General features: G+C 65.0%; 22 protein-coding genes and 1 pseudogene. 14 read left to right on the top strand and 9 right to left on the bottom strand.

From position 1 onward, the window contains the following. Positions 1-75: 75 nt before the first annotated feature. The 6 genes from B5525_RS04940 to B5525_RS04965 all read left to right on the top strand — a co-directional run bounded on the left by B5525_RS04940 (position 76) and on the right by B5525_RS04965 (position 6,277). Positions 76-1,272: a phosphoglycerate kinase gene (locus B5525_RS04940; RefSeq protein ID WP_079565000.1), complete on the top strand. Its 1,197-nt coding sequence runs from the start codon at positions 76-78 to the stop codon at positions 1,270-1,272. Between the two features lie 49 nt (positions 1,273-1,321). Continuing rightward, positions 1,322-2,389: a class II fructose-bisphosphate aldolase gene (fba, locus tag B5525_RS04945; RefSeq protein WP_079565001.1), complete on the top strand. Its 1,068-nt coding sequence runs from the start codon at positions 1,322-1,324 to the stop codon at positions 2,387-2,389. A 166-nt stretch (positions 2,390-2,555) separates the two neighbouring features. Further along, positions 2,556-3,581 carry a class I fructose-bisphosphate aldolase gene (locus B5525_RS04950; RefSeq protein WP_079565002.1) on the top strand — a complete coding sequence of 342 codons (1,026 nt, stop codon included), beginning with the start codon at positions 2,556-2,558 and terminating at the stop codon, positions 3,579-3,581. A 1-nt stretch (position 3,582) separates the two neighbouring features. Beyond that, positions 3,583-4,260 carry a thiamine phosphate synthase gene (locus tag B5525_RS04955; protein ID WP_079565003.1) on the top strand — a complete coding sequence of 226 codons (678 nt, stop codon included), beginning with the start codon at positions 3,583-3,585 and terminating at the stop codon, positions 4,258-4,260. Between the two features lie 9 nt (positions 4,261-4,269). Next, the gene (locus B5525_RS04960; RefSeq protein ID WP_079565004.1) at positions 4,270-5,349 is read left to right on the top strand and encodes a tetratricopeptide repeat protein; all 1,080 of its coding nucleotides are present in this window, start codon (positions 4,270-4,272) and stop codon (positions 5,347-5,349) included. Positions 5,350-5,482: 133 nt separating this feature from the next. Then, positions 5,483-6,277 carry an inositol monophosphatase family protein gene (locus B5525_RS04965; protein ID WP_079565005.1) on the top strand — a complete coding sequence of 265 codons (795 nt, stop codon included), beginning with the start codon at positions 5,483-5,485 and terminating at the stop codon, positions 6,275-6,277. 235 nt (positions 6,278-6,512) lie between these two features. Here the strand turns inward: B5525_RS04965 and B5525_RS04970 are convergent. Continuing rightward, a pseudogene (locus tag B5525_RS04970) lies at positions 6,513-6,836 on the bottom strand (SAM-dependent methyltransferase); the annotation flags it as partial. 319 nt (positions 6,837-7,155) lie between these two features. Between B5525_RS04970 and B5525_RS04975 the strand changes: the two are divergent. From B5525_RS04975 to B5525_RS04985, 3 genes are all read left to right on the top strand, one after another. Further along, the gene (locus tag B5525_RS04975; RefSeq protein ID WP_079565006.1) at positions 7,156-8,160 is read left to right on the top strand and encodes a flagellar motor protein MotA; all 1,005 of its coding nucleotides are present in this window, start codon (positions 7,156-7,158) and stop codon (positions 8,158-8,160) included. A 164-nt stretch (positions 8,161-8,324) separates the two neighbouring features. Next, a complete protein-coding gene (locus tag B5525_RS04980; RefSeq protein ID WP_079565007.1) occupies positions 8,325-9,353 on the top strand; it encodes a peptidoglycan -binding protein in 1,029 nt (342 codons plus the stop codon). Next, complete coding sequence (locus tag B5525_RS04985; protein WP_079565008.1) at positions 9,354-9,803, top strand: GNAT family N-acetyltransferase; 450 nt, start codon at positions 9,354-9,356, stop codon at positions 9,801-9,803. Between the two features lie 159 nt (positions 9,804-9,962). On the opposite strand, the gene B5525_RS04990 is transcribed toward B5525_RS04985, so the two are convergent. Then, positions 9,963-11,831: an ABC transporter transmembrane domain-containing protein gene (locus B5525_RS04990; protein ID WP_079565009.1), complete on the bottom strand. Its 1,869-nt coding sequence runs from the start codon at positions 11,829-11,831 to the stop codon at positions 9,963-9,965. 176 nt (positions 11,832-12,007) lie between these two features. Here B5525_RS04990 and rpmE point away from each other — a divergent pair, with 176 nt between their 5' ends. Further along, positions 12,008-12,235, top strand: a complete 228-nt coding sequence (gene rpmE / locus B5525_RS04995; protein WP_079565010.1) for a 50S ribosomal protein L31 — start codon at positions 12,008-12,010, stop codon at positions 12,233-12,235. 86 nt (positions 12,236-12,321) lie between these two features. Here the strand turns inward: rpmE and B5525_RS05000 are convergent, their stop codons facing one another. From B5525_RS05000 to B5525_RS05010, 3 genes are all read right to left on the bottom strand, one after another. Continuing rightward, a complete protein-coding gene (locus B5525_RS05000; protein WP_079572953.1) occupies positions 12,322-12,834 on the bottom strand; it encodes a DUF1465 family protein in 513 nt (170 codons plus the stop codon). A 70-nt stretch (positions 12,835-12,904) separates the two neighbouring features. Then, complete coding sequence (locus tag B5525_RS05005) at positions 12,905-13,162, bottom strand: hypothetical protein (protein WP_079565011.1); 258 nt, start codon at positions 13,160-13,162, stop codon at positions 12,905-12,907. Between the two features lie 210 nt (positions 13,163-13,372). Beyond that, entirely contained in the window at positions 13,373-13,564 is a 192-nt protein-coding gene (locus B5525_RS05010) for a DUF1192 domain-containing protein (RefSeq protein WP_079565012.1), read from the bottom strand. 103 nt (positions 13,565-13,667) lie between these two features. Here B5525_RS05010 and B5525_RS05015 point away from each other — a divergent pair, with 103 nt between their 5' ends. Beyond that, entirely contained in the window at positions 13,668-14,666 is a 999-nt protein-coding gene (locus B5525_RS05015) for an NAD(P)H-quinone oxidoreductase (RefSeq protein WP_079565013.1), read from the top strand. Between the two features lie 120 nt (positions 14,667-14,786). Continuing rightward, positions 14,787-17,663 carry an EAL domain-containing protein gene (locus tag B5525_RS05020; protein WP_079565014.1) on the top strand — a complete coding sequence of 959 codons (2,877 nt, stop codon included), beginning with the start codon at positions 14,787-14,789 and terminating at the stop codon, positions 17,661-17,663. A gap of 183 nt (positions 17,664-17,846) precedes the next feature. Here B5525_RS05020 and B5525_RS05025 read toward each other — a convergent pair whose 3' ends face one another. Both B5525_RS05025 and B5525_RS05030 read right to left on the bottom strand, forming a co-directional pair. Further along, the gene (locus B5525_RS05025) at positions 17,847-18,095 is read right to left on the bottom strand and encodes a DUF7662 domain-containing protein (RefSeq protein WP_079572955.1); all 249 of its coding nucleotides are present in this window, start codon (positions 18,093-18,095) and stop codon (positions 17,847-17,849) included. A gap of 137 nt (positions 18,096-18,232) precedes the next feature. Continuing rightward, entirely contained in the window at positions 18,233-19,117 is an 885-nt protein-coding gene (locus tag B5525_RS05030; RefSeq protein WP_079565015.1) for a UTP--glucose-1-phosphate uridylyltransferase, read from the bottom strand. A 287-nt stretch (positions 19,118-19,404) separates the two neighbouring features. Here B5525_RS05030 and B5525_RS05035 point away from each other — a divergent pair, with 287 nt between their 5' ends. Beyond that, a complete protein-coding gene (locus tag B5525_RS05035; RefSeq protein WP_079565016.1) occupies positions 19,405-20,838 on the top strand; it encodes a lytic murein transglycosylase in 1,434 nt (477 codons plus the stop codon). A gap of 225 nt (positions 20,839-21,063) precedes the next feature. After that, positions 21,064-22,743 (top strand): SGNH/GDSL hydrolase family protein, encoded by a 1,680-nt coding sequence (locus tag B5525_RS05040; RefSeq protein ID WP_079565017.1) that lies wholly within the window; start codon positions 21,064-21,066, stop codon positions 22,741-22,743. 146 nt (positions 22,744-22,889) lie between these two features. Here B5525_RS05040 and B5525_RS05045 read toward each other — a convergent pair whose 3' ends face one another. Together B5525_RS05045 and B5525_RS05050 are read right to left on the bottom strand one after the other, a co-directional pair. Continuing rightward, a complete protein-coding gene (locus tag B5525_RS05045; RefSeq protein ID WP_079572957.1) occupies positions 22,890-23,258 on the bottom strand; it encodes a CsbD family protein in 369 nt (122 codons plus the stop codon). A 59-nt stretch (positions 23,259-23,317) separates the two neighbouring features. After that, positions 23,318-24,052: an SDR family NAD(P)-dependent oxidoreductase gene (locus B5525_RS05050; RefSeq protein ID WP_079565018.1), complete on the bottom strand. Its 735-nt coding sequence runs from the start codon at positions 24,050-24,052 to the stop codon at positions 23,318-23,320. Positions 24,053-24,055: the final 3 nt, after the last annotated feature.

Below are 24,055 nucleotides of genomic sequence, written 5' to 3' on the forward strand. Positions count from 1 at the left end.
CCATGAGGGAGAAACCTCATCCTGAGGGGCCTGGCGTAGCGAGGCGTCTCGAAGGATGAGTCTGCGAGACCTTCAATGACAAAAACATTCCGCACCCTCGATGACGTCGACGTGAAGGGCAAGCGCGTGCTGCTGCGCGTCGACCTCAACGTGCCCATGGAAAATGGCCGCGTCACCGACGCCACGCGGCTCGAGCGCGTCGCGCCCACCATCACCGAGATTTCCGCCAAGGGCGGCAAGGTGATCCTGCTGGCGCATTTCGGCCGGCCCAAGGGCCGCGACCCCAAGGAATCGCTGAAGCCGGTCGCAGCCGAACTTTCGCAGGTGATCAACAAGCCGGTCGCGTTTGCCGACGAATGCATCGGCGAGGTCGCGCAGAAGGCGGTCGCCGCGATGAAGGATGGCGACATCCTCTGCCTGGAGAATACCCGCTTCCACAAGGAAGAGGAAAAGAACGATCCCGCCTTCGTGGCCGAACTGGCAAAGCTCGGCGACATCTGGGTCAACGACGCCTTCTCGGCGGCGCACCGCGCCCACGCCTCGACCGAAGGCCTCGGCCACAAATTGCCGGCCTATGCGGGCCGCACCATGCAGGCCGAACTCGACGCGCTCGGCAAAGCGCTGGACCACCCGACCAAACCGGTGATCGCGATCATCGGCGGCGCCAAGGTCTCGACCAAGATCGATCTCCTCGAGAACCTGGTGCGCAAGGTCGATGCGCTGGTGATCGGCGGCGGCATGGCCAACACCTTCCTGCATGCGCAGGGCGTCGGCATCGGCAAGTCGCTGGCGGAGAAGGATCTGGCGGCGACCGCCTTGCGGATCATCGAGAAGGCGGAAGCCGCCAATTGCGCGATCATCCTGCCGGTCGACGCCGTGGTCGCGTTCAAATTCGAAGCCAATACGCCGTCCCAGGCCTATGGCCTCGATGCGATCCCCGCCGACGGCATGATCCTCGACGTCGGCCCGCAGTCGGTCGCGCGGATCCATGCCGCGATCGACGATGCGGCGACGCTGGTCTGGAACGGTCCGCTCGGCGCCTTCGAGATGACGCCGTTCGACAGGGGAACCATGGTCGCGGCGAAGCACGCAGCCGTGCGGACCAAGGCGAAGAAGCTGATTTCGGTCGCCGGCGGCGGCGATACCGTGGCGGCGCTGAACCAGGCCGGCGTGGCCTCGGATTTCACGTATGTTTCGACCGCGGGCGGCGCGTTTCTTGAATGGATGGAGGGGAAACCCTTGCCAGGCGTCGAAGTTTTGAAGATACGCTGAATTTTTATTCCATAGCGGGCTACCGGCCCCAACGCGGAGAACAGGACCCATGGCTCGCATCACGTTGCGTCAATTGCTCGACCACGCGGCGGAACACGATTACGGCGTGCCGGCCTTCAATATCAACAACATGGAGCAGGCGCTCGCGATCATGGAGGCCGCCTCGACCCTGGATGCGCCCGTGATCATCCAGGCCTCCCGCGGCGCGCGCTCCTATGCCAACGACGTGATGCTCAAGCACATGATGGACGCGGTGACCGAAATCTATCCGCAGATCCCGGTCTGCGTGCATCTTGACCACGGCAACGGCCCCGACACCTGCATGACCGCGATCCAGGCCGGCTTCACTTCCGTCATGATGGACGGTTCGCTGAAGGCCGACGGTAAGACGCCCGCCGACTGGGATTACAATGTCGGCGTCACCAGGACCGTCACCAGCATGGCCCATCTCGGCGGCATCTCGGTGGAAGGCGAACTCGGCGTGCTCGGCTCGCTCGAGACCGGCATGGGCGACAAGGAAGACGGCCACGGCGCCGAAGGCAAGCTGTCCCACGACCAGTTGCTCACCAATCCCGACGAGGCGGTCAAGTTCGTCAAGGAGACAAGAGTCGACGCACTGGCGATCGCGATGGGCACCTCGCATGGCGCCTACAAATTCACCCGCAAGCCGGACGGCGACATCCTCGCCATGAACGTGATCGAGGAAATCCACCGCAAGCTGCCGAACATGCACCTGGTGATGCATGGTTCATCCTCGGTGCCGCAGGACCTGCAGGACATTATCAACGCCAATGGCGGCAAGATGAAGCCGACCTGGGGCGTGCCGGTTTCCGAAATCCAGCGCGGCATCAAGAACGGCGTGCGCAAGATCAACATCGACACCGACAACCGCATGGCGATGACCGGACAGATCCGGAAAGTGCTGCACGACAACCCGGAAGAATTCGATCCGCGCAAATATCTCAAGCCCGCGATGGAAGCGATGGCCAAGCTGTGCAAGCAGCGGCTGCAGGAATTCAATACCGCCGGCCAGGCCGGCAAGATCAAGAAGGTCCTGACCACCGCCGAGATGGCCAAGCGCTACGTCAAGGGCGAGCTCGATCCGAAGGTCGCATGACCGGCGGCTCCTCCTGAACGAGCCGCCAGCCTCGCTGTTCCGGCGGCCGGTCTCGTCGGCTTTCTGGGCATTTTCTCGGTCAGTTTCTTGGTCAGTTTCTTGGGTCTTGCCCGAGAACGGTCTAGTTTGACTTGCAAAGCAACCGCGCATCCGGAGGAGGCAACCGATGAATCTCGCCGATCTCAACAAGGTCGCGCTCGCCATGGTCGTGCCCGGCAAGGGCATCTTGGCCGCCGACGAATCCACCGGCACCATCAAGAAGCGCTTCGACGCCATCAACGTGGCGTCGACCGAGGAGACGCGCCGCGACTATCGCGAGATGCTGTTCCGTTCCTCCGAGGCGATGAGCAAGTACATTTCCGGCGTCATCCTCTACGACGAGACCATCTGGCAGGCCGCGAAAGACGGCACGCCGCTGGTCAAGCTGATCGAGCAGGCCGGCGCCATCCCCGGCATCAAGGTCGACGAGGGCACACAGAGCCTGCCGCAATGCCCCGGCGAGCTCGTTACCGTCGGGCTCGACAAGCTCGCCGAGCGCCTGAAGAAATATTACGAGCGCGGCGCGCGGTTCGCGAAATGGCGGGCCGTGATCGATATCGGCAGCGGCATTCCCTCAATGACCGCGATCCATGTCAATGCCCACGCGCTGGCGCGCTACGCCGCTTTGTGCCAGGTCGCGCAGATCGTTCCGATCGTCGAGCCGGAAGTGCTGATGGATGGCGATCACGACATCGATCGCTGTTTCGAGGTGACGAGCCGCGTGCTCAACAAGACCTTTCAGGAATTGCGGGTACAGCGCGTCGCCCTGGAAGGCATGGTCCTGAAACCCAACATGGCGATCTCGGGCAAGAAGAGCGCAAATCAGGCTTCCGTCGCGGAAGTCGCGGAGAAGACCGTCCGGCTCTTGAAGGCCTGCGTGCCCGCGGCGGTGCCCGGCATCGCCTTCCTCTCCGGCGGACAATCCGACGAGGGCGCCACCGCGCATCTTGACGCCATGCACCGGATCGGCGGCCTGCCCTGGCCTCTTACCTTCTCCTACGGCCGCGCGCTGCAGGCGGCGCCGCAAAAGGCGTGGTCGGGCAGACCCGAGAACATCGCCGCCGGCCAGCGTGCCTTCACCCACCGCGCGCGAATGAATTCGCTCGCGACCAGGGGCGAATGGAAGGCCGAGCTGGAACAGAAGGCGGCATAGATTGGCCACTAAACCTGCTCCGCCGCGCCCTCAGCCGCGTCTCTATCTTGCGACGCCCGAGGTGGACGATCCCGCGGGCCTGATCGGAAGCCTGCCCGATCTGCTTGCCGCGGCCGACATCGCGGCGGTGCTGCTGCGGCTGAAACCCACTGACCAGCGCACCATGATCGCGCGGGCCAAGGCGCTCGCGCCTGTCGTTCAGAACAGCGATGCGGCGCTGCTGCTCGACGGCCATGTCGAACTGGTCGCGCGGGCCGGCGCCGACGGCGCGCATCTGACCGGCATCGCGGCCCTCGAGGACGCACTGCCGTCGCTGAAGCCCGACCGCATCGCCGGCCTCGGGGGCCTTGCGACGCGCCACGATTCGATGACCGCGGGCGAGCTCGGCGCGGATTACGTGCTGTTCGGCGAGCCCGACGCCAAAGGCCAGCGGCCCTCGGTCGAGGCGATCGCCGAGCGGCTGGGATGGTGGGCCGAATTGTTCGAGCCGCCCTGCGTCGGCTTTGCGGCGTCGCGCGAGGAGGCCAATGAATTCGCCGCCGCGGGGGCGGATTTCGTGCTGGTCGGCGATTTCATCTGGGCCGATCCGCGCGGCGCGGCGGCAGCGCTGGAGGACGTCGAGCAGGCCATCCGCCAAGCGTACACGGCGGCCGGAAACGCCAGAGCCGAACAGGGATAGCGCCGGAACATGCAGCGCTTGCGCCCCATTTCGATTGTTGCCTGCTGCCTGCTATGGACGGCAAACGCTCACGCGCAGATCTCGCTGACGCCTCCGGCTGCCGACGCACCCAAGCCGGCTGCGAAGCCGGCAACACAGCCCCACACGCTCGCCAAGAAGCCTGCCGCCGCGCCAGCACCGAAACCGGCGGCAACATCGGCGCCGGCCGTAACCGTCGTGCCGACGCCGCCCCCTGACGATCCCAATGTCGATCTGGTCTACGGCCTTTATCAGCGCGGCATGTACAAGTCCGCGTTCAACCTCGCGAGCATGCGCGCGGTGGCCGGCGATACCAAGGCGATGACCATGCTCGGCGAGCTTTACGCCAATGCGCTCGGCGTCAAGCGCGACTTCGCCAAGGCTGCCGACTGGTACAAGCGCGCCGCCGATGCCGGTGACCGCGAGGCCATGTTCGCGCTGGCGATGCTGCGCCTGGAAGGCCGCGGCGGCGCGCCCAACCGCGAAGAGGCGGTAAAGCTGCTGGCATCGTCCGCAAAACTCGGCAACCCGAAGGCGGCCTACAACCTGGCGCTGCTCTATCTCGACGGCCAGACGCTGCCGCAGGACGTCAAGCGTGCCGCCGAGTTGCTCCGGCAAGCCGCCGATGCCGGCAATCCGGAAGCGCAATACGCGCTGGCGACCTTCTACAAGGAAGGCACCGGCGTTCCCAAGGACATCGACAAGGCGGTCCGGCTGCTACAGGCGGCGGCGCTCGCCGACAATGTCGACGCCGAAGTCGAGTATGCCATCGCGCTCTATAACGGAACCGGCACACCGAAGAACGAGGCCGGAGCAGTGGCGCTGTTGAGCAAAGCCGCCCGCCAAAACAGCGCGATCGCGCAGAACCGGCTCGCCCGGGTGCTGGTGACCGGCCAGGGCGTCCCGATGGACAAGGTCGAGGGCCTGAAATGGCACCTGATCGCCAAAACCGCCGGAAAAGGCGACCCCATGCTCGACGACGAGCTGGCCCGCCTGAGCCCGGAAGACCGCGCCAAGGCAGAGGCCGGCGCGCGCAAATGGCTGGGCAGTCCGGTCTTGACGCCACGGTAACCGCAGGGCACCCACTACCAGCGCGGTCAGCAAAAGTGGCGTCCGGTTTTGCGTTCGACCGCGCGCAAAAAATCAGGCCAATTCCGCCATACCCGTCCCAGACCTGACGCTCAGGTCGCCTTGAGCCGAGATCATGCTGCATTCAGCCCTTATCAACGTCATGGTCAAAGCCGCGCGACGCGCCGGCCGCAGCCTCAAACGCGACCTCGGCGAAATCGAGAACCTTCAGGTATCGCTGAAGGGGCCGGCCAATTTCGTCAGCCTCGCCGACAAGCGCGCCGAGCAGATGCTGCTCGAGGACCTCACCAAGGCGCGGCCGGGCTATGGCTTCATCGGCGAGGAAGGCGGCGCGCGCGAAGGCCAGGACAAGACCCACACCTGGATCGTCGATCCGCTCGACGGCACCACCAATTTCCTCCACGGCATCCCGCAATTCGCGATTTCGATCGGCCTGCAGCGCGAAGGCACCATCATTGCCGGGGTGATCTACAATCCCGCCAACGACGAGCTCTATATCGCCGAGCGCGGCAAGGGCGCCTTTCTCAACGACCAGCGGCTGCGCGTCGCCGGCCGCCGCCAGCTCGGCGACTGCGTGATCGGCTGCGGCCTGCCGCATATCGGCCGTGGCGACCACGATTTGTCCCGCCGCGAAATGATCGAAATCCAGAACCGGGTGGCGGGCCTGCGCCGCTTCGGCGCCGCCTCGCTCGACATGGCCTTCGTCGCCGCCGGCCGGCTCGACGGCTATTGGGAACGCAATCTGCAGTCCTGGGACATGGCGGCGGGCCAGATCATGGTCCGCGAGGCCGGCGGCACCGTCTCCGGCATCGAAGGCAATGACGATGCGCTGACGAGCGGCAACGTGATCAGCGGCAATGAAGCGATCCATGCCGAGCTGCTGAAGATTCTGAAGCCGCTGGGGAAGTGACCGTGTTGTCGTTCTAGGGCGGGGTGACTTTTATCTTCGAATCGTCATCCCACTCTAGCTTTTGTTTGAGCATGATCTCCGAGCAAACGCTTCGCGTTTGTCGAGGGAAAACCGGTTCCCACTTTTCCGGATCATGCTCTAGGCTGTCCGCTTCCTGATACCGCTGGCAACGGCCAGGCGGACTCCCGACATACGCTGCACCTGGCCGATGACGGCAAACAGGTTATTTGCGCGCGGTCTGGCGCAGCGCCTCTTCCTCCGCCTCCTGCAGCGTCGATTCAGGCTCCTTGTAGAAGCACGACGAATATTTGCGATTCGGGCCGAGTACGCGGGCGAAGAAGGTAGCCGGCACCTCGTAATGCGAGGCGTTGGCCGCCTCGGTGTACTCGGCAATGGCGCGAGCCGCCATCTCGCCGGCAAAGCAGGCGTCGCTGTCGGCGTTGCCGCTCGCGAGCCGCGTCGCGGTGCGCGAGCACAGCCGCTGCACGGCGGCGCGAATCACGAGGTCAGGCAGCGGCACCCGCTCGGCGGTGCCGATCATCCTGGATACGACGCTCATATGACCACTCCCTTGTGCGGTGACAGCGGAAAGAACGGGGAAGTGCACGACTGACCGGATACGCCAGCCAGGCCATCGCCATCAGGATCGACGGCGACACCCCGATCCCGGCCAGCGCTTCGGGATACCCAACCGTCATGCAAAAATTCCGTTAACCGCCTCAGGCGGCAAAGATTTGTGAAATACGCACAGACCTAAGCCGGGTTTCGCGCCGAAGTTCCCTTTTCCGCCCCAATCGGACAGCAACTAGCTTTTCTCTGCGCCGCGCTGTGCCATATTGGTGCCTCGAAACCGCCTCCTCGCAACGGATACATCGGCAATGCCTTCAGGCTCCTCACCCCGCTCCGCGATGGAGATCGCACTGACCAAATTGTCCTCGCCGCGGATCTTCCTGGTGCGAATGCTGGTGTTTCTGGTGCTGTGCGCGCTGGTCGCGGTCGTGCTCTACAAGCAGATCGTGGTCGCGTTCTTCGCCAATCCCGGCCTCAACGCGCTGATTGGCATGGTGCTCGCGGTCGGCACCATCCTGTCGTTCCGGCAGGTGATCCGGCTTTATCCCGAGGTCGCCTGGGTCAACAATTTCCGCATCGCCGATCCGGGCCTCGCGGTCGAGCGGCACCCGACCCTGCTGGCGCCGATGGCGGCGATCCTCGGCGGCGAGCGCACCGGGCGGATGTCGATCTCGCAGCAGACCATGCGGCATCTCCTGGATTCCATCGCGACAAGGCTCGACGAGGCGCGCGACATTTCCCGCTACATGACCGGCCTCCTGGTGTTTCTCGGCCTGCTCGGCACCTTCTGGGGCCTGATCGAAACCGTGGGCTCGGTCGGCAAGGTGATCGACGGGCTGAAGGTCGGCGGCGACGCCGGCGCGCTGTTCGACACGCTGAAGGAAGGCCTCGCCGCGCCGCTCGGCGGCATGGGCATTTCGTTTTCATCCTCGCTGTTCGGCCTCGCCGGTTCCCTGATCCTCGGTTTTCTCGACCTGCAGTCGAGCCAGGCGCAGAACCGTTTCTATACCGACCTCGAAGACTGGCTTGCCTCCACGGTGCGGGAATATTCCGGCGAGGGCTCAAGCGGCGACGCTTCCGGGGGCGAATTGCAGGCCGTGGTCGAACGGTTGCGGTCGACGCTCGAAGAAGGCGGCGCCAGCCGCGGCACCACGGCAGCGATGGCCAATCTCGCCGAGGCGATCCAGGGCCTGGTCGCGCACATGCGCACCGAGCAGCAGATGATCCGGGAATGGGCCGACGGCCAGGGCGAGCAGAACCGCGAGATCAAGAAACTGCTCGAGCGGCTCGCGCGCCAGCCCGAGAAGAGTTAGTTGGATACGAGACGTTGCAACAGCGGAAGTGCGCCGCCTCTCCCTCTGGGAGAGGGTTGGGGTGAGGGGTTACGGTCTATCGATAGTCTGTAACCCCTCACCCGGCGCTACGCGCCGACCTCTCCCTGCGGGAGAGGCTAAGACATTCGCGGAGGATTTTCAAAATGGCCCTCGCCCGTGCCCGCCGCAACGAAACTGGATTCAATTACTGGCCGGGATTCGTCGACGCGCTGTCGACGCTGGTGCTCTCGATCGTGTTCCTGCTTTCGGTGTTCCTGGTGGTGCAGTTCTTCCTGTCGCAGCAGATCACCGGCAAGGACAAGGCGCTGGAGCTGCTCAACGCCAAGATCGCGCAGCTCAACGATCTGCTGTCGCTGGAAAAGCTCGGCAAGATCAGTCTCGACGACGAAATCTCGCAGCTCCGCGCCGGGCTGGCGACGGCGGAGTCCGAGCGCGATCGCGTCAGGGGGCTCTATGAAGGCCTGGCCGGCGCCGGCAACGACGCCGCCGGCCGCGCCAACGAACTCAACAAGGCGCTGGATTCCGAGAAAGGCGTATCGGCACGCGCGCTGGCGCAGATCGAAGTGCTGAACCAGCAGATCGGCGCGCTGCGCCGCCAGCTCGCGGCGCTCGAAGATGCGCTCAATGCTTCCGAGAAGCGTGACAAGGAATCGCAGAACAAGATCGCCGATCTCGGCTCGCGCCTGAACGTCGCGCTGGCGCAGCGGGTGCAGGAATTGTCGCGCTACCGTTCGGAATTCTTCGGCCGCCTGCGCACCATTCTCGGCAACCGGCCCGACATCAGGATCGTCGGCGACCGCTTTGTCTTCCAGTCGGAAGTATTTTTCGACACCGGACAGGCGGTGCTTTTGCCCGAAGGCCGCGCCGAACTCGATAATGTGGCGAGCGCCCTGACCGATCTCGACAAGCAGATCCCGAGCGAAATCGCCTGGGTGCTGCGGGTCGACGGCCACACCGACGTGCGACCGATCAACAGCCCGATCTTCAAGTCGAACTGGGAATTGTCGTCGGCACGCGCGATCTCGGTGGTGCAGTACCTGGTCTCGCTCGGCGTGCCGCCGCAGCGGCTGGTCGCCGCCGGGTTTGCCGAGTTCCAGCCGCTCGACACCGCCGCCACCGAGGACGCCTACAAGCGCAACCGCCGCATCGAGCTGAAGCTGACGGAACGGTAAGTGGCGGAGACGTTTTACCTTCGTCCCTATCGAAACGACGACGAAGGCGCCGCCATCGAACTGTGGCGGGAAACCTGGCAGCAGGCCTATCCTTCGATCGATTTTGCCGCGCGGGTGCCGTGGTGGCGCGAGCGCTGGTGCGGCGAACTGGTGCCGAAGGCCGCGATCGTCGTCGCGGAGCAGGACGGCGCACTGGTCGGATTCGTCACCATCGACGCCTCGGGCTATCTCGATCAGCTGGTGGTCGCTCCAGACCGCTGGGGCTCGAACCTCGCAACCATGCTGGTCGACGAGGCAAAGCACCGGTCGCCGGATCGCATCACGCTGCTGGTCAACAAAGACAACGCCCGCGCCATTCGGTTTTACCAGCGCAACGGGTTCGTTCATGCCGGCGAGGACGTGAATCCGACCTCGGGACGGCCGGTGCTGAAGATGGAGTGGAAGGGGTGATGTTGTCCGCGGCGCAACATCGCACCCCGTCGTCATACTCCGCGAAAGCGGAGTATCCAGTAAACGCCGCCGCGTGAGATAGCATCGAAAAGCCGCGGCGTGCTGGATCGCCCGCCTTCGCGGGCGATGAAAGCGGTGGAGGGCGTGACGGCCTCTGCCTCAGACGCCCTCGAACTGCAGCCGCGCCAGCCTGGCATAAAGCCCGTTGGCGGCGACCAGCGAGGCATGGGTACCTTGCTCGACTATGCGGCCCTGCTCCATCACCATGATGCGGTCGCACGACAAAACGGTGGCAAGCCGATGCGCGATCACCAGCGTGGTGCGGTGGCGCATCAGTTCTTCCAGCGCAGTCTGCACCAGCGTCTCGCTCTCCGCATCGAGCGACGAGGTCGCCTCATCGAGCAGCAACAGCGGCGCGTCGCGCAAAATCGCGCGCGCGATCGCGATGCGCTGGCGCTGGCCGCCGGACAGCGTCACGCCGCGTTCGCCGAGCTGCGCCTCGAAGCCGCCGGGCAGCCGGCGGATGAATTCGGTGGCGTGGGCCAGATCGGCGGCGCGCTCGACCTCGGCATCGCTGGCATCGGGCCGCCCGAACCGGATGTTTTCGCGCGCGCTGGTCGCGAACACCACCGATTCCTGCGGCACCAGCGCGATGCGCGAACGCAGCTCGCGCGGATCGGCCGCCTTGATCGGCACGCCGTCGAGCGAGATCGTGCCGGTCAGGGGATCGTAGAACCGCAGCAAGAGATGAAACAGCGTGCTCTTGCCGGCGCCCGAGGGGCCGACGATGGCGACCTTTTCGCCGGCGCGCACCGAAAGCGAAACGCCGTCGACCGCCATCGCACCCGGCCGCGTCGGATAGGCAAAGGCGACGTTGTCGAAGCTGACGTCGCCGCGCGCCGGCACCGGCATGGCCAGCGGCGCGGCGGGCGCTGCGACCTGCGATTTGACGTGCAGTATCTCGAATAACCGTTCCGCGGCACCCGACGCCGCCGAGACCTCGCCCCAGACTTCGCTGAGCTGGCCGAGGCCCGCGGCCGCAAACGCCGCATACAGCACGAACTGGCCGAGCCGGCCCGGCGTGATGGTGCCGGCCAGCACGTCGTGCGATCCGATCCACAGGATCGCCACCACGCTGGTAAAGACGATGAAGATGATGATGGCGGTCAGCACCGAGCGCGCGCGGGTCGAGGTGCGCGCCGCCTCGTAGGCCTGCTCGACCTCGCCGCCGAAGCGCGCATCCGCCAGCTTTTCGCTGGTGTAGGCCTGCACGGTGCGGATCGCGCCGACCAGTTCGGACGCATAGGCGGTCGCCTCCGCCAGCGTATCCTGGGCGTTGCGCGACAGCCGCCGCACCCAGCGCCCGAACGCCACCAGCGGAATCACGATCAGCGGGATCGCCAGCAGCACGAAGCCCGAAAGCCTCGGGCTCGTGATCACCATCATCGCGCTGGCGCCGAAGAACAGCATCAGGTTGCGCAGCGCGATCGAGACCGAGGCGCCGACCGCGGATTTGAGCTGGGTGGTGTCGGCGGTCAGCCGCGAGATCAGTTCGCCCGAGCGCGAGGAATCGAAGAAGGCCGGCGACAGCGACATCAGATGCGCGAACACGTCGCGCCTGAGATCGGCGACGATGCGCTCGCCGATGGTCATCACCAGATAGTACCGCGACGCGCTGGCGCCCGCCAATAACGCGACCACCACGATCATCACGCCGAAATAGCTGTTGATCAGCGCGATGCCTTCGGCGGAGAAGCCGAAATCGATGATCCGCCGCACCGCGACCGGCACCACCAGTGTCGTGATCGCGGCGACCGTCAGCGCGATCAGAGCGAGAAAGGCGCGTCCGCGATACCGCCCGACGTAAGGTGCCAGCGCCAGCAGCGGCCGAAGCCGCGCGGGGCGTTTGGCAGGCGGCGCGCTCGGTTGTGTTTCGATGGCGGACGCGTCGGATGACCCCGCCCCGCGCGGTGGCGTTTCGCCGGGGGCCTTTTCAAGCCCGTCTTCAAGCCGTTCCACTGCGCTCATGGGATTTGAACCATTCTATCTGCCGTCTCCCAGATAGGCCGCGCTGCCCGCGGAGGCAAATCCGTATGATCCCAGAGATCGCTGGCTTGTTTTGGGGGGCCTAAAGCGTTATAGAGCGGCGCAAATCCGTCCCCGCACAATCGATTTTTAGGCGCCGGCGCGCCAGAGGATATGTCATGAAAGCCGAAATTCACCCGGATTATCATATGATTACGGTCGTGATGACCGACGGGACCGAGTACCAGACCCGCTCGACCTGGGGCAAGCAAGGCGAGAAGCTGAACCTCGATATCGACTCCAAGTCGCATCCGGCCTGGACCGGCGGTACCCAGCAGATGCTCGATCGCGGCGGCCGCGTCTCGCGGTTCCAGAAGAAGTTTTCGGGCTTTCTCAAAAAGGATTGAGGCCTCACCCTCTCCTTCGCGGACTGATCAAGAAAAAACGCCCTGGCAGGCCGGGGCGTTTTTTCGTGCGGTGGTGTCGGGTTAAATTACTGCTCGAACGCCGCCTTCAGGCGGTTGAGCTGCGGCACCAGCGGATTGCCGATCGCGGTGCGCTCGGTCGGTGGGGTATGGATGGTGCTATCCAACCGTCGGACCTTGCTCTGCAGCGCCATCGAACGCGCGATCAGCTCCTGCAACTGTTCCGGCAGCTTTTCGACCATCTCCTCCGGGCCGGGATCGGCGGCGGAGAGCTTGACCTTGGTCTTTTCGCGATTGGCCTGGCTGAGCGTCATCTCGCCTTCCTTCACCGCGCGATGCAGCAAGAGCCAGGAGGCCAACTGCATCAGGCGGGTGGTCAGCCGCATGCTTTCGGTCGCGTAGGTGAGGCTGACGGCACGGTCGAGCGCCTTGGCTTCGGTGCGGCCGGCCCCGTCGAGATAGGCCGCGGTCTCCTCGACCAGGTCCATGCCTTCCCGGAACAGGGTACCGAACGCCGCGGAATTGGTAAGCCGCTCACTGAATTGTACGAGAGCTGTTTCGCCTTGCGAACGGTCCGACATGGTTAACGCCTCACGCCACTGATTACGCTGGGCCGGCTTTGCAAACGCGCCGGGCTTTATGATGAACAAATCATTGCGCGCCCGGACACGAGAGTCCAGCCGCAAGCCTGATTATGGTTTCCAGCGTGGTGAGGAAGACGCCAAAAGCAAGGCACCAAAAAAGAGCCGCCGTTTCCGGCGGCTTTGAAGTTGATAACAGGGAGGCGTCAAACAGAGTGGACAGGAGCCACTCGGTGTCCAAACGAGGACAAGCCCAGTCATAGACGAGAAAGCTTAATCGATCGTAAACGAGCGATTTTTTTAAGCCTTCATTTGCCATGTCGGCCATTGGCCGAGCACGGGACACGATCGCCGCACTGCGCCGTTGGCGGATGCGACGCTCTCACACCGCGTCGTCCCGGCGAACGCCGGGACCCATAACCACACGTGCTCATTCTTGAAGAAGGTCTCTCCCACCATCGCCCAAGCGACGGGTCACGGCGTATGGATCCCGGCGTTCGCCGGGACGACGTGGCGAGGGATCACGCCCTCGACGGGTCTACGTTTTGAAAAAACTGTTCGCCGCATCCTTGGACGCGCGCTTTTTGGCCATCGCGACCTGCAGCCGCTCGATCTCCGAATTCATCAGCGCGATGCGCTCGGTCAATTCCTCGACCGACAAGAGCGACAGGTCCTGCCCGATCTCGTGGGTGACTTTCTTCCTCGGCTTGTCGTCGTCCTCGATCGCCATGCGTTGTCCTCGCGTGTTCGAGCTTCCCGAGAGTCGGTTGCCAGCCGCAGCGCGGCTGGCTAACAAGTGCCGCCCCATTCTCAGCGTTTCGCAAGGACAAATCATGGAAAAGCTGCCCGCGCAAATGACCGTTGTCGGCATCAGCAAGCCCGGCGGCCCCGAGGTGCTCGTTCCCGAAAGCCGCCCGGTGCCCTCGCCCGGCCCGGGCGAAATCCTGATCAGGATTGCCGCGGCTGGCGTGAACCGCCCCGACGTCGCGCAGCGCTCCGGCTCCTATCCGCCGCCGCCCGGCGCCAGCGATTTGCCGGGGCTCGAAGTGGCCGGCGAAGTCGCCGCGGTCGGCGCGGGCTCAACCCGGCACAAGATCGGCGACAAGGTGATGTCGCTGGTGGCCGGTGGCGGCTATGCGCAATACTGCATCGCGCAAGATGCCCAGGCGATGGCGGTGCCGCCGGCGCTGTCGATGCAGGAGGCCGGCGCCACCCCCGAAACCCTGATGACGGTCTGGCACAATGTGTTCGAGCGCGGCGGGCTGAAGCCCGGCGAGACGCTCCTGATCCATGGCGGCTCGTCCGGCATCGGCACCATGGCGATCCAGCTCGCCAAGGCGTTCGGTTCCAAGGTGATCGTCACCGTCGGGTCGAAAGACAAGGCCGACGCCTGTCTGAAGCTCGGCGCCGACCGCGCCATCAATTACAAGACCGAGGATTTTGTCACTGAAGTTAAGACCGCCACGGATGGCGCGGGTGTCCAGCTCATCCTCGACATGGTCGGCGGCGACTACATCGAGCGCAACTACGAAGCTGCCGCGGTCGACGGCCGCATCGTTCAGATTGCGGTGCTCGGCGGCCCCAAGGCCACCGTCAATTTTGCCAAGCTGATGGTCAAGAGGCTGCACCATACCGGCTCGACGCTGCGCCCCCGTAGCAATGCGGATAAGGCGGCGATGGTCGCGGCGATCGAGGCCAAGGTCATGCCGTTATTGCGGCAGGGACGCATAAAGCCCCTGATGGACAGCACATTCCCGTTGGAAAAGGCCGCCGACGCACACCGGCGCATGGAGAGCAGCGAACATATTGGCAAAATTGTGTTGACCGTTTAGCGCTTCGCAAACCAAGGGCGACCGGAAACCCTTTGATTTCCTTCGCTTTCATGTCATTTATCCGGGCACGACGGGTGTTCGCTTCGCCCGGGAACGTTCGTTGATCGCGGAGTACTGACATTGCGACTGATCAGATGCCTTGCGCCACTGGTGCTGGGCCTCGTGATTCTTGCCGCCGCGCAGCCGGCCCGCGCGCTCGACGCCGTCAGCGTCCGTAGCGACGCGCCTGCCATCGACCTCACCGCGGTGCTCGATCACCAGCACAGCGACAGCGACCGCATCCAGGTTTCCACCGCACCGGGAACCGACGGCATCGTCCGCCGCATCGAGGTGCGCGCCCGCGAAGGCGGACAGAACTGGGTGGTGTTCGCGCTCGCCAACAACACCGACGACCAACTCGATCGCCTGATCGTGGCGCCGCATTACCGCATCGTGTCCTCGGGCCTGTTGTGGCCCGACCTCGGCCTGTCGCGCATCGCCACCATCACGCCGTCGACCGGCGACCGTCCCGAGCGGCAGGAGAGCCCGACCGCGGATATCTTCCGCGTCACGCTCGATCCCGGCGCCGTCATCACCTTTGTCGCGGAATTGCGCACCGATAAATTGCCGCAGCTCTATCTGTGGGAACCCGAAGCCTACAAGGACAAGGTCAACTCGTTCACGCTGTACCAGGGCATCGTGATCGGCATTTCCGGCCTGCTGGCGCTGGTGCTGACCATCCTGTTCGTGGTCAAGGGCAGCATCATGTTTCCCGCCGCCGCCGCATTGGCCTGGGCGGTGCTGGTCTATATCGGCGTCGATTTCGGCTTCTGGGGCAAGGTGCTCGACATGTCGAACAACGCCGAGCGGGTGTGGCGCGCGGCGGGCGAAGCGATCCTGGCCGCGACGCTGCTGGTGTTCCTGTTCGCCTATCTCAATCTCAGCCGCTGGCATGTGCGCTATTCCCATATCACCGTGGGGTGGCTCGCCTTCCTCGGCTCGCTGGTGGCGCTCGCCTTGTTCGATCCCGCGGTCGCCTCCGGCATCGCGCGAATGTCGCTGGTGCTGATCGCGTTCGCCGGTTTTGCCCTCATCGTCTATCTCTCGACCCACGGCTTCGACCGCGCGGTATTGTTGATCCCGACCTGGTTCCTGCTGGTGGTCTGGGTGATCGCGGCCGGCATGACGGTGGGCGGCAGCGTCACCAACGATATCGTCGGCCCCGCGCTGCTCGGCGGCCTCGTGCTGATCGTGATGCTGATCGGGTTTACGGTGATGCAGCACGCCTTCGCGGGCGGCGGCGCCTCCACCGGCGTAGTATCCGACGTCGAGCGCCGGGCGCTGGCGCTGACCGGCTCGGGCGACCTGATCTGGGACTGGGACGTCTCCGCCGACAAGGTATTCACCAGCCCCGAGACCGAAGCGCTGCTCGGCCTCAAGCGCGGCACGCTGGAAGGCCCGGCCGCGAAATGGCTCGAGGTGCTGCATCCGCTCGACCAGGACCGTTTCCGCGCCGCCCTCGACAGCGTGCTCGACCAGCGCCGCGGCCGCCTCGTACAGGACTTCCGCTTGCGCACCCCCGACGGCCACTTCATGTGGTTCGCGCTGAAGGCGCGCCCGGTGGTCGGCTCCGACGGCGAGGTCTCGCGCGTGGTGGGCACGCTGACCGACGTCACCGAGGCCAAGAACGCCGAGGAGCGCATGCTGCACGACTCCGTGCACGACAATCTCACGGGCCTGCCGAACCGGAAATTGTTCATCGACCGCCTCGGCGCGGTGGCCAATTTCGCCAAGACCATGCCGAACCTGCGGCCGACCTTGATGGTGATCGACCTCGACCGCTTCAAGCAGGTCAACGATTCCGTCGGCATCGCGGTCGGCGATTCGATCCTGCTGACGCTGGCGCGGCGGCTGTCCCGCATCCTGAAGCCCCAGGACACGCTGGCGCGGCTCGCCGGCGACCAGTTCGGCCTGATCCTGATGTCGGAACAGGATCCGGCGCGCATCACCGCCTTCGCCGAGACCATCCGCAAGACCATCCGCGCGCCGATCGCCTTCAACGACCGCGAAATCTTCCTTACCGCCTCGATCGGCCTGGCGCTGTCCGATCCGCAGACCCAGTTGTCCGACGAGATGATCAAGGACGCCGAGCTTGCGATGTATCACTCCAAGCGGATCGGCGGCGACCGTATCGACGTCTACAAGCCCGCGATGCGGGCGCGAAAAACCGACCGGCTGACGCTGGAAAGCGAATTGCGCCGCGCCATCGAGCGCGAGGAAATCACCATCCTGTACCAGCCGATCGTGCGGCTGGAAGACCGTTCGATCGCCGGCTTCGAGGCGCTGGCGCGCTGGGATCATCCCAAGCTCGGGCGGATGTCGCCGGTGGAATTCATCGCCATCGCCGAGGAAATCGGCCTGATCATCGATCTCGGCATGTTCGTGCTGGACCAGACAGCCAAACAGCTCGCGATCTGGCAGCGCGCGATGCGCTCGCGCGAGCCGATCTTCGCCAGCGTCAACGTCTCCTCGCGGCAATTGCTGCGCCACGATCTGATCCACGATATCCGCACCGTGCTGTCGCGCTCCTCGGTGGCGCGCGGCACGCTCAAGCTCGAACTGACGGAATCGCTTGTGATGGAGAATCCGGAGCACGCCGCCCAGATGCTGACGCGGATCCGCGAATTGGGAACCGGGCTGTCGCTGGACGATTTCGGCACCGGCCATTCGTCGCTGGCCTATCTGCAGCGGTTTCCCTTCGACACCATCAAGATCGACCAGTCCTTCGTGCGCACCACCAGCCGCGGCACGCGGCCGGTGATCCTGAAATCGATCATCGCGCTCGCCCACGACCTCGGCATGGACGTGGTCGCCGAAGGCGCGGAGACCGATTCGGACGCGGTCGAGCTCTACCAATTGGGCTGCGAATACGCCCAAGGCTTCGCGTTCGGCGAGCCGATGGACGCCGACGCCGCGATGCGGCTGTTGACGGAAGAGCGGCTCGAGGCGGCGAGCTAGCACTCGCCGCGCGTGGCGCACACACGCCATTCCACCATTGGCCGTCATCCCCCGCGAAAGCGGGGGAACCAGTACGCCGCGGCCTTCCGACTCCATCTCACGTCTCTGGAATACTGGGTCACCCGCATTCGCGGGTGATGACGGGCGAGGCGCTTGGCAGGCAGTGTGCGCAAGCCAACCGCCCTACTTCATCCGCTTGAACCGCACGCTCTTGCCGTCGGCCAGCCGGGTGGCGATGTAGCCGCCGGCGAGGCAGGCCTCGCGCTGCGGCATCTTTTCCTGCGGGCTGCGCAGGGTCTCCCACCACGACGCCCGCTGCGCCGCGCGCGGCAAGGCCGCGTCGATGATCTCCTCGATCGCTTCGAAGCTCAGCACGAATTCGGGAAGCTTCTGCTTTTTCAGATAATCGCGCAGCGCGTCGTAGTCGTTCACGTGTCCCCTCGGCGGTAGCGGCAGGCCGTTATGCGTTTGCAAGGCATTCTTGCCATTCGCGCGGTCAGCGCCGCGGAGTACTGGATCATCCGCTTTCGCGGATGACGACGAATGCGGCTGGATCGGCGGCGCCGACCTCACTTCGCCAGATACTTCTTCATCTCCTCGCGCAGGCCGTCGCGCAGATCCGCGCGCGCCATGCCGAAGGCGATATTGGCGCGCAGGAATCCGGACTTCGAGCCGCAATCGTGCCGCTCGCCTTCGAACTCGACGCCGAAGAATTTTTGCGTCTTGGCCAGCCCGATCATGGCGTCGGTGAGCTGGATCTCGCCGCCGGCGCCGCGTTCCTGGGTTTCGAGAATCTTGAAAATCTCCGGCTGCAGGATGTAGCGACCGGTGATCGAAAGATTTGACGGCGCGGTGCCCTTGGCCGGCTTTTCCACCATGCCGTTGACCTCGAACATCTTGCCGTGCGTGTGGCGCTTGCCGACGCCGCAGATGCCGTATTGGTGCGTCAGGTCCGCCGGCACTTCCTCCACCGCGATCAAATTGGATTTCTCGCCGAGCTTGTTCGCGGCCTCGATCATCTGCGCGAGGCAGCCCGGCGTGTTCAAGACCAGCTCGTCCGGCAGCACCACCGCGAACGGTTCGTTGCCGACGATGTCGCGGGCGCACCAGACCGCGTGGCCGAGACCCAGCGGCGCCTGCTGCCGGGTAAAACTGGTGGCGCCGGCCGCGGGTTGGTCGCGCGCCAGGATGTCCTGCTCGGCCTTCTTGTTGCCGCGCGCGGCGAGCGTGGCGTCCAGTTCGTACATGCGGTCGAAATGGTCCTCGATCACGCCCTTGTTGCGGCCGGTGACGAAGATGAAATGCTCGATGCCGGCCTCCTTGGCCTCGTCGAATACATACTGGATCAACGGCTTGTCGACGATGGTCAGCATTTCCTTCGGCATCGCCTTGGTGGCGGGCAGGACGCGGGTACCGAGGCCGGCGACGGGGAAAACGGCTTTGCGGATTTTCATGGGTTCGGGAATGCCTTGAGAGAATGAAGGGCGGATGAGCTTGATCGCACGTTGGTAGCTCGTTTGCAGCCGGGAACAAAGGCGGATGTGCGGATGGCGATGCCCTACAAATTGCCTAGGTAAATCCGCAAATACGGGTCCGTTCTCGCCGTTTGGCAGGGCCAGGGAGGCTGCCGATAGCCCGGAGCGCGCAACTTTCCCCCCAAACAAAATCTCGCCTCTGTTAATCTATTGGAAACCGCCCCGAGGCCTCCTGAAAGCGGGATGTTGGGCAGGACGGGTGAGACATGACGCAACGGACGGGACGTTTGGCAAAGCTGGGAACCGGCGCGGCGGCCATCGCCGCAGCGTTGCTGGTGCTTGGCCAGGCGCATGCGCAGTCGTCGAGCGGCGGCGGGCCGCTGGGCTTCCTCGACAACCTCTTTACTGGCTCACTTTCCAGGGGCAACCAGAGCGCGCCGCCCGGCCAGCCTCCCGGTACCTCGCCGCAGGCGCAAAGCGCACCGCCCGCCGGCACTGGCGCAGCCCCTCCCTGGAGCGGGGAGGACGGCGCCTCCGGCCACCCGCTGATGACCGCATCGGCGATCCGGGAAGCGGCGGCGAATTTCGACAATTGCGTCGCCTCGATGTGGCCCGACGCCGCGCGCCGCAACATCTCGCGCGAGAGTTTCGAGCGCTTTACCGCCGGCCTCACGCCCGATCTGCGGCTGATGGATCTGATGGATTCGCAGCCGGAATTCACCAAATCGATCTGGGATTACCTCGACATTCTCGTCAACGATGTCAGACTCGCCAAAGGCCGCGAGATCCTCGCCAAATACAAGCCGCAATTCGACGCGGCGGAGAAGGCCTATGGCGTCGACCGTTATGCGATCGCCGCGATCTGGGGCATCGAATCGAACTATTCCACCCAGATGGGTGACCGCAACGTCGTGCAGTCCACCGCGACGCTTGCCTGCGTCGGCCGCCGCCAGAAATACTTCAAGGACGAGTTCCTTTCGGCGCTGGAAATCCTGCACCACGGCGATCTCCGCCCCGAACAGATGCGCGGCTCCTGGGCCGGCGCGTTCGGTCCCACGCAATTCATGCCAACCGCGTTCAAGCGTTACGCGGTGGATGCCGACGGCGACGGCCGCCGCGACGTGGTCGACGACGCCGCCGATTTGATCGCCTCGACCGCCAATAACCTGAAGAAGGACGGCTGGCAGACTGGCCAGACCTGGGGCTATGAGGTCGTGGTCCCCCAGGGTTTTAACTACATGCTGGCGGACCGGGCCAAGGCGATGACGATTTCGCAATGGGAACATCTCGGCCTCACCCGCGCCGGCAGCCAGCCGTTCCCGCAGCCTGCCGAGAAGGCCTATCTGCTGGCACCCGCCGGCGCCGAAGGGCCCGGTTTCCTGATGCTGCAGAATTTCCGGGTGATCATGAAATACAACCCGGCGGAGGCCTATGCGCTGGCGATCGGTCATTTCGCCGACCGTTTGCGCGGCGGCACGCCGTTCGTGCAGCCCTGGCCGCGGCAGGAGCGCGAATTGTCGCGGGCCGAGCGGCTGGAACTGCAGCAGCTCCTGGCGCAGCGCGGCTTCTATCGCGGTACCCCGGACGGCCAGTTCGGCGGTGAGACGCGGGAAGCGCTGCGCGGCTTCCAGGCCTCGATCGGGGCGCCCGCCGACGGATTTGCCTCCTCCGACGTGCTGGAGCGGTTGAGGGGGCGGTAAGCGGCCGATTTTTGCGGGGCCATATCCTTTATTTGACGCGTTTTCTTCAGGCGAACCGGCCTCCACTTCGCTCGAAAACGCAATAAAGTAACCGTGCGGACGACAATCCCGCAGCGCGCTTGACGGAAGCCGCGGATGGCCGGTTTATGGCGCGAAATCTGCCCGCGTGCGGCCTGATTCCGCTATTATACTGGCTGGTACCGCGATTCATTGCGACCGAGCTGCATGCAAGAGCCAAGATCCTTCTTCCGGGTGTTCACCGAGACCGGCCCCTTGATCGCGCTGGCGGTCGCGGTTGCGCTGCTGGTCGGGCTCGCCGGACCAGCATCGGCGCAATTCTTCAATTTCGGCGGATGGCAACCACGGCCGCAGCCACAGCAGCAGCGCCCGTATGGCGGAGGCGGCGGCTGGTTCGGGGGCGACCTGTTCACGCCGTTCCAGCAGCAGCAGCAGGCGCCGAAGCGGGTCGAGAATTATTCCAAGGCGCCGCCGCCGGAGAAGCGCGACACCGTGCCGGAGCGCAACGTGCTGGTGCTGGGCGACGCCATGGCGGACTGGCTCGCCTATGGCCTCGAGGACGCCTATGCCGATCAGCCCGACATGGGCGTGATCCGCCGGCACAAGACCGTGTCCGGCCTGATCAAATATCAACCCAAGGGCGATCCGGCCGATTGGGCTGCGGCGGCAAAAGGTATCCTCGCGACCGAGAAGCCCGACGCCATTGTCGTGATGCTCGGGCTCGACGATCGCCAGCCGATCCGCGAGCCCGCCGTCGACAAATCCGACAAGGCATCAGACAAAAAGGCCGACAAGAAAGACCCCAAGGCCAAGCCGGATGCAAAATCGGACGCCAAGACCGATGCCAAGCCTGGCGACACGAAGCCCGGCGCCGATGCGGCCAAGCCTGACGACAAGGCCGTCGATGCCGAATTGTCGCCGGACGATGCCGCCGACGGTGACACACCGACCCTTGCGCCGGAGAAGAGCACGCGCTCGCCGAACGGCGTCTATCAGTTCCGGGAGGAGCGCTGGGTCGAGCTCTACAGCAAGAAGATCGAGGAGATGATCGGCGTCCTGAAAACCAAGGGCGTGCCGGTGCTGTGGGTCGGCCTGCCGGCGGTGCGCGGCCCCAAGGCGACGGCGGACATGCTGTTCCTGGATGCGCTGTATCGTGACGTCGCCGGCAAGGCGGGCATCACCTATGTCGATGTCTGGGACGGATTTGTCGACGAGGCCGGCCGCTTCCTGCAGAAGGGTCCCGACTTCGAAGGCCAGATCCGGCAGCTGCGTTCCTATGACGGCGTGTATTTTACCAAACCGGGCGCGCGCAAGCTCGCCCATTATGTCGAGCGCGAGATCACGCGGCTGCTGGCCTCGCGTTCCGCGCCGATCGAGCTGCCGACCGAACCGGCGACGCCGGACGCCAACGCCCAGCCCGGCCAGCCGGCGCCGCGTCCGCTCGCGGGGCCGATCCTGCCGCTGGTGGCATCTTCCGTCGGCACCGATCAATTGCTCGGCGGCCCCGGCTCGCGCCCGGCCGCGGTCGATGCACTGGCGGCACGGACGTTGGTGAAAGGCGAAGCGCTGGCGCCGCCCGCCGGCCGCGCCGACGATTTCGTCTGGCCGCGCCGCGAAGTCGGCCGCGAACAGGTCAACGGCGAAACGCCGGTCGCCGCGGTCGCACCGGATGGAACGGTGGCAGCACCCGGCACGCCCGGCGCGACGCCGAAGCCTAAGAAGCAGCCGCCGCCTCCGGTTCAATCGGGCACGCCGGCGCAGGCGCGGGACTTTTTCAGCTTCGGCAATGGGCCGAAAAGGCCGGCAGCGCCGCGTGCGCCCACAGCCGGTCCTCCGCGGCCGCCGGCTAATGTCGGACGGTCAGCCTGGGTGCCTGGCTTTTTTTGACCGATAGCAGCAGCCGTCATTCCGGGGCGCATCAACGATGCGAACCCGGAATCTCCAGACGAAAATTTTTGGTCAACAACACCGAGATTCCGGGTCCACGCGTAAACGCGTGTCCCGGAATGACGGGCTGATTTTCGAAGCTGGCCTTAGTAGCGCCAGCGCGGCGGCGGGCGGCGCGGCGGGCGCGTCATCAGCATCGCCAGCGCAAAGCCAATGCCGCCGGCGATCAGGAGCGCGCCGAGCGGATTGTCCTGCACCTTCTTCGCCACCGCCTGCGAGCCATCGCGGAAGGTCTCGCCTGAGTTGTCATAGGCATCCCTGGCGTAGCCGACGGCGGCGTCAGTGGCGTCGCGCGCGGTATCCTTGGCCTGGCCGTAGAGGTTCTGCACGGAGCCAGTGGCCTCGCGGGCGCGGCCCGAGGCCTGGGTCCTGGCATCGCCAGCCATGTCGCCGACCGCGCCTTCCACCTTCCCGGCGAAATCCTTGGCCGAGCCGGCAATCCGATCCTTGTCCATCGCGGTCACTCCTTGATCTTGTCGGGAGCTAACCGATGAAATGCGATCCGGTTCCGCGCCTACAAGATCAGCCCGCCATCGACCACCAGCGTTTGGCCGACGATGTAGGAGGAAAGCGGCGAAGCCAGAAACAGTGCCGCGCCCGCCATGTCGGCTGGCGTGCCCAGACGCTTCAAGGGAATGCGCTCGATCGCGCCTTCCAGCCGCTTCGGATTCGACGTCGTCACTTTCGTCATCTTGGTATCGACCAGTCCGGGCGCGATGCCGTTGACGCGGATGCCGTCCTCGGCCCAGGCTTGGCCCAGCGTCCGGGTCAGCCCCATCGCGCCGGTCTTGGAGGCGTTGTAGGCCGGATTGCCCTTGGTCGAATGATAGGCGGCGGTCGAGCTGACGATGATCAGCGAGCCCCAGTTCGCGCTCAGCAGGTCGTGGAATTTTCGAGCGCAGGCCATCAGGCTCATGAGATTGACTTCGAGAACCTTGCGAAATCCGTCCATTTCAAATTCGCCGCGGCGGTAGATCACCGCTCCCTGCGCCAGCACCAGCACATCGAGCCGCTCGAATGACGGCTTGAAATTCTCGATCGCCCTGGCGTCGCTGACGTCGAGCTGCGCGTAATCGAGGCCGTCGAGATGCGATCCCTCGGCGGAGGAATAATCGGTGGCGCGCGCCCTTGTGCCGCAAACCTGCACGCGCGCGCCCTTGGCGCGAAACGCTTGTGCGATGCCGTTGCCGATGCCGCTGGAGCCGCCGACCACGAGAACCTGCTTGCCGCTGAAATCCAGTTCGTTCATCGT

It is taken from the genome of Bradyrhizobium erythrophlei, from assembly GCF_900129505.1.
GTDB classification, from domain to species: Bacteria; Pseudomonadota; Alphaproteobacteria; order Rhizobiales; family Xanthobacteraceae; genus Bradyrhizobium; species Bradyrhizobium erythrophlei_D.

Excerpts from the sequence above, each read along its gene's own strand:
- B5525_RS04940 (WP_079565000.1), top strand. The coding sequence starts at position 76 with ATGACAAAAACATTCCGCACCCTCGATGACGTCGACGTGAAGGGCAAG.
- fba (WP_079565001.1), top strand. The coding sequence starts at position 1,322 with ATGGCTCGCATCACGTTGCGTCAATTGCTCGACCACGCGGCGGAACAC.
- B5525_RS04950 (WP_079565002.1), top strand. The coding sequence starts at position 2,556 with ATGAATCTCGCCGATCTCAACAAGGTCGCGCTCGCCATGGTCGTGCCC.
- B5525_RS04960 (WP_079565004.1), top strand. The coding sequence starts at position 4,270 with ATGCAGCGCTTGCGCCCCATTTCGATTGTTGCCTGCTGCCTGCTATGG.
- B5525_RS04965 (WP_079565005.1), top strand. The coding sequence starts at position 5,483 with ATGCTGCATTCAGCCCTTATCAACGTCATGGTCAAAGCCGCGCGACGC.
- B5525_RS04975 (WP_079565006.1), top strand. The coding sequence starts at position 7,156 with ATGCCTTCAGGCTCCTCACCCCGCTCCGCGATGGAGATCGCACTGACC.
- B5525_RS04980 (WP_079565007.1), top strand. The coding sequence starts at position 8,325 with ATGGCCCTCGCCCGTGCCCGCCGCAACGAAACTGGATTCAATTACTGG.
- B5525_RS04990 (WP_079565009.1), bottom strand. The coding sequence starts at position 11,831 with ATGAGCGCAGTGGAACGGCTTGAAGACGGGCTTGAAAAGGCCCCCGGC.
- rpmE (WP_079565010.1), top strand. The coding sequence starts at position 12,008 with ATGAAAGCCGAAATTCACCCGGATTATCATATGATTACGGTCGTGATG.
- B5525_RS05000 (WP_079572953.1), bottom strand. The coding sequence starts at position 12,834 with ATGTCGGACCGTTCGCAAGGCGAAACAGCTCTCGTACAATTCAGTGAG.
- B5525_RS05005 (WP_079565011.1), bottom strand. The coding sequence starts at position 13,162 with ATGGCCGACATGGCAAATGAAGGCTTAAAAAAATCGCTCGTTTACGAT.
- B5525_RS05010 (WP_079565012.1), bottom strand. The coding sequence starts at position 13,564 with ATGGCGATCGAGGACGACGACAAGCCGAGGAAGAAAGTCACCCACGAG.
- B5525_RS05015 (WP_079565013.1), top strand. The coding sequence starts at position 13,668 with ATGGAAAAGCTGCCCGCGCAAATGACCGTTGTCGGCATCAGCAAGCCC.
- B5525_RS05030 (WP_079565015.1), bottom strand. The coding sequence starts at position 19,117 with ATGAAAATCCGCAAAGCCGTTTTCCCCGTCGCCGGCCTCGGTACCCGC.
- B5525_RS05035 (WP_079565016.1), top strand. The coding sequence starts at position 19,405 with ATGACGCAACGGACGGGACGTTTGGCAAAGCTGGGAACCGGCGCGGCG.
- B5525_RS05040 (WP_079565017.1), top strand. The coding sequence starts at position 21,064 with ATGCAAGAGCCAAGATCCTTCTTCCGGGTGTTCACCGAGACCGGCCCC.
- B5525_RS05045 (WP_079572957.1), bottom strand. The coding sequence starts at position 23,258 with ATGGACAAGGATCGGATTGCCGGCTCGGCCAAGGATTTCGCCGGGAAG.
- B5525_RS05050 (WP_079565018.1), bottom strand. The coding sequence starts at position 24,052 with ATGAACGAACTGGATTTCAGCGGCAAGCAGGTTCTCGTGGTCGGCGGC.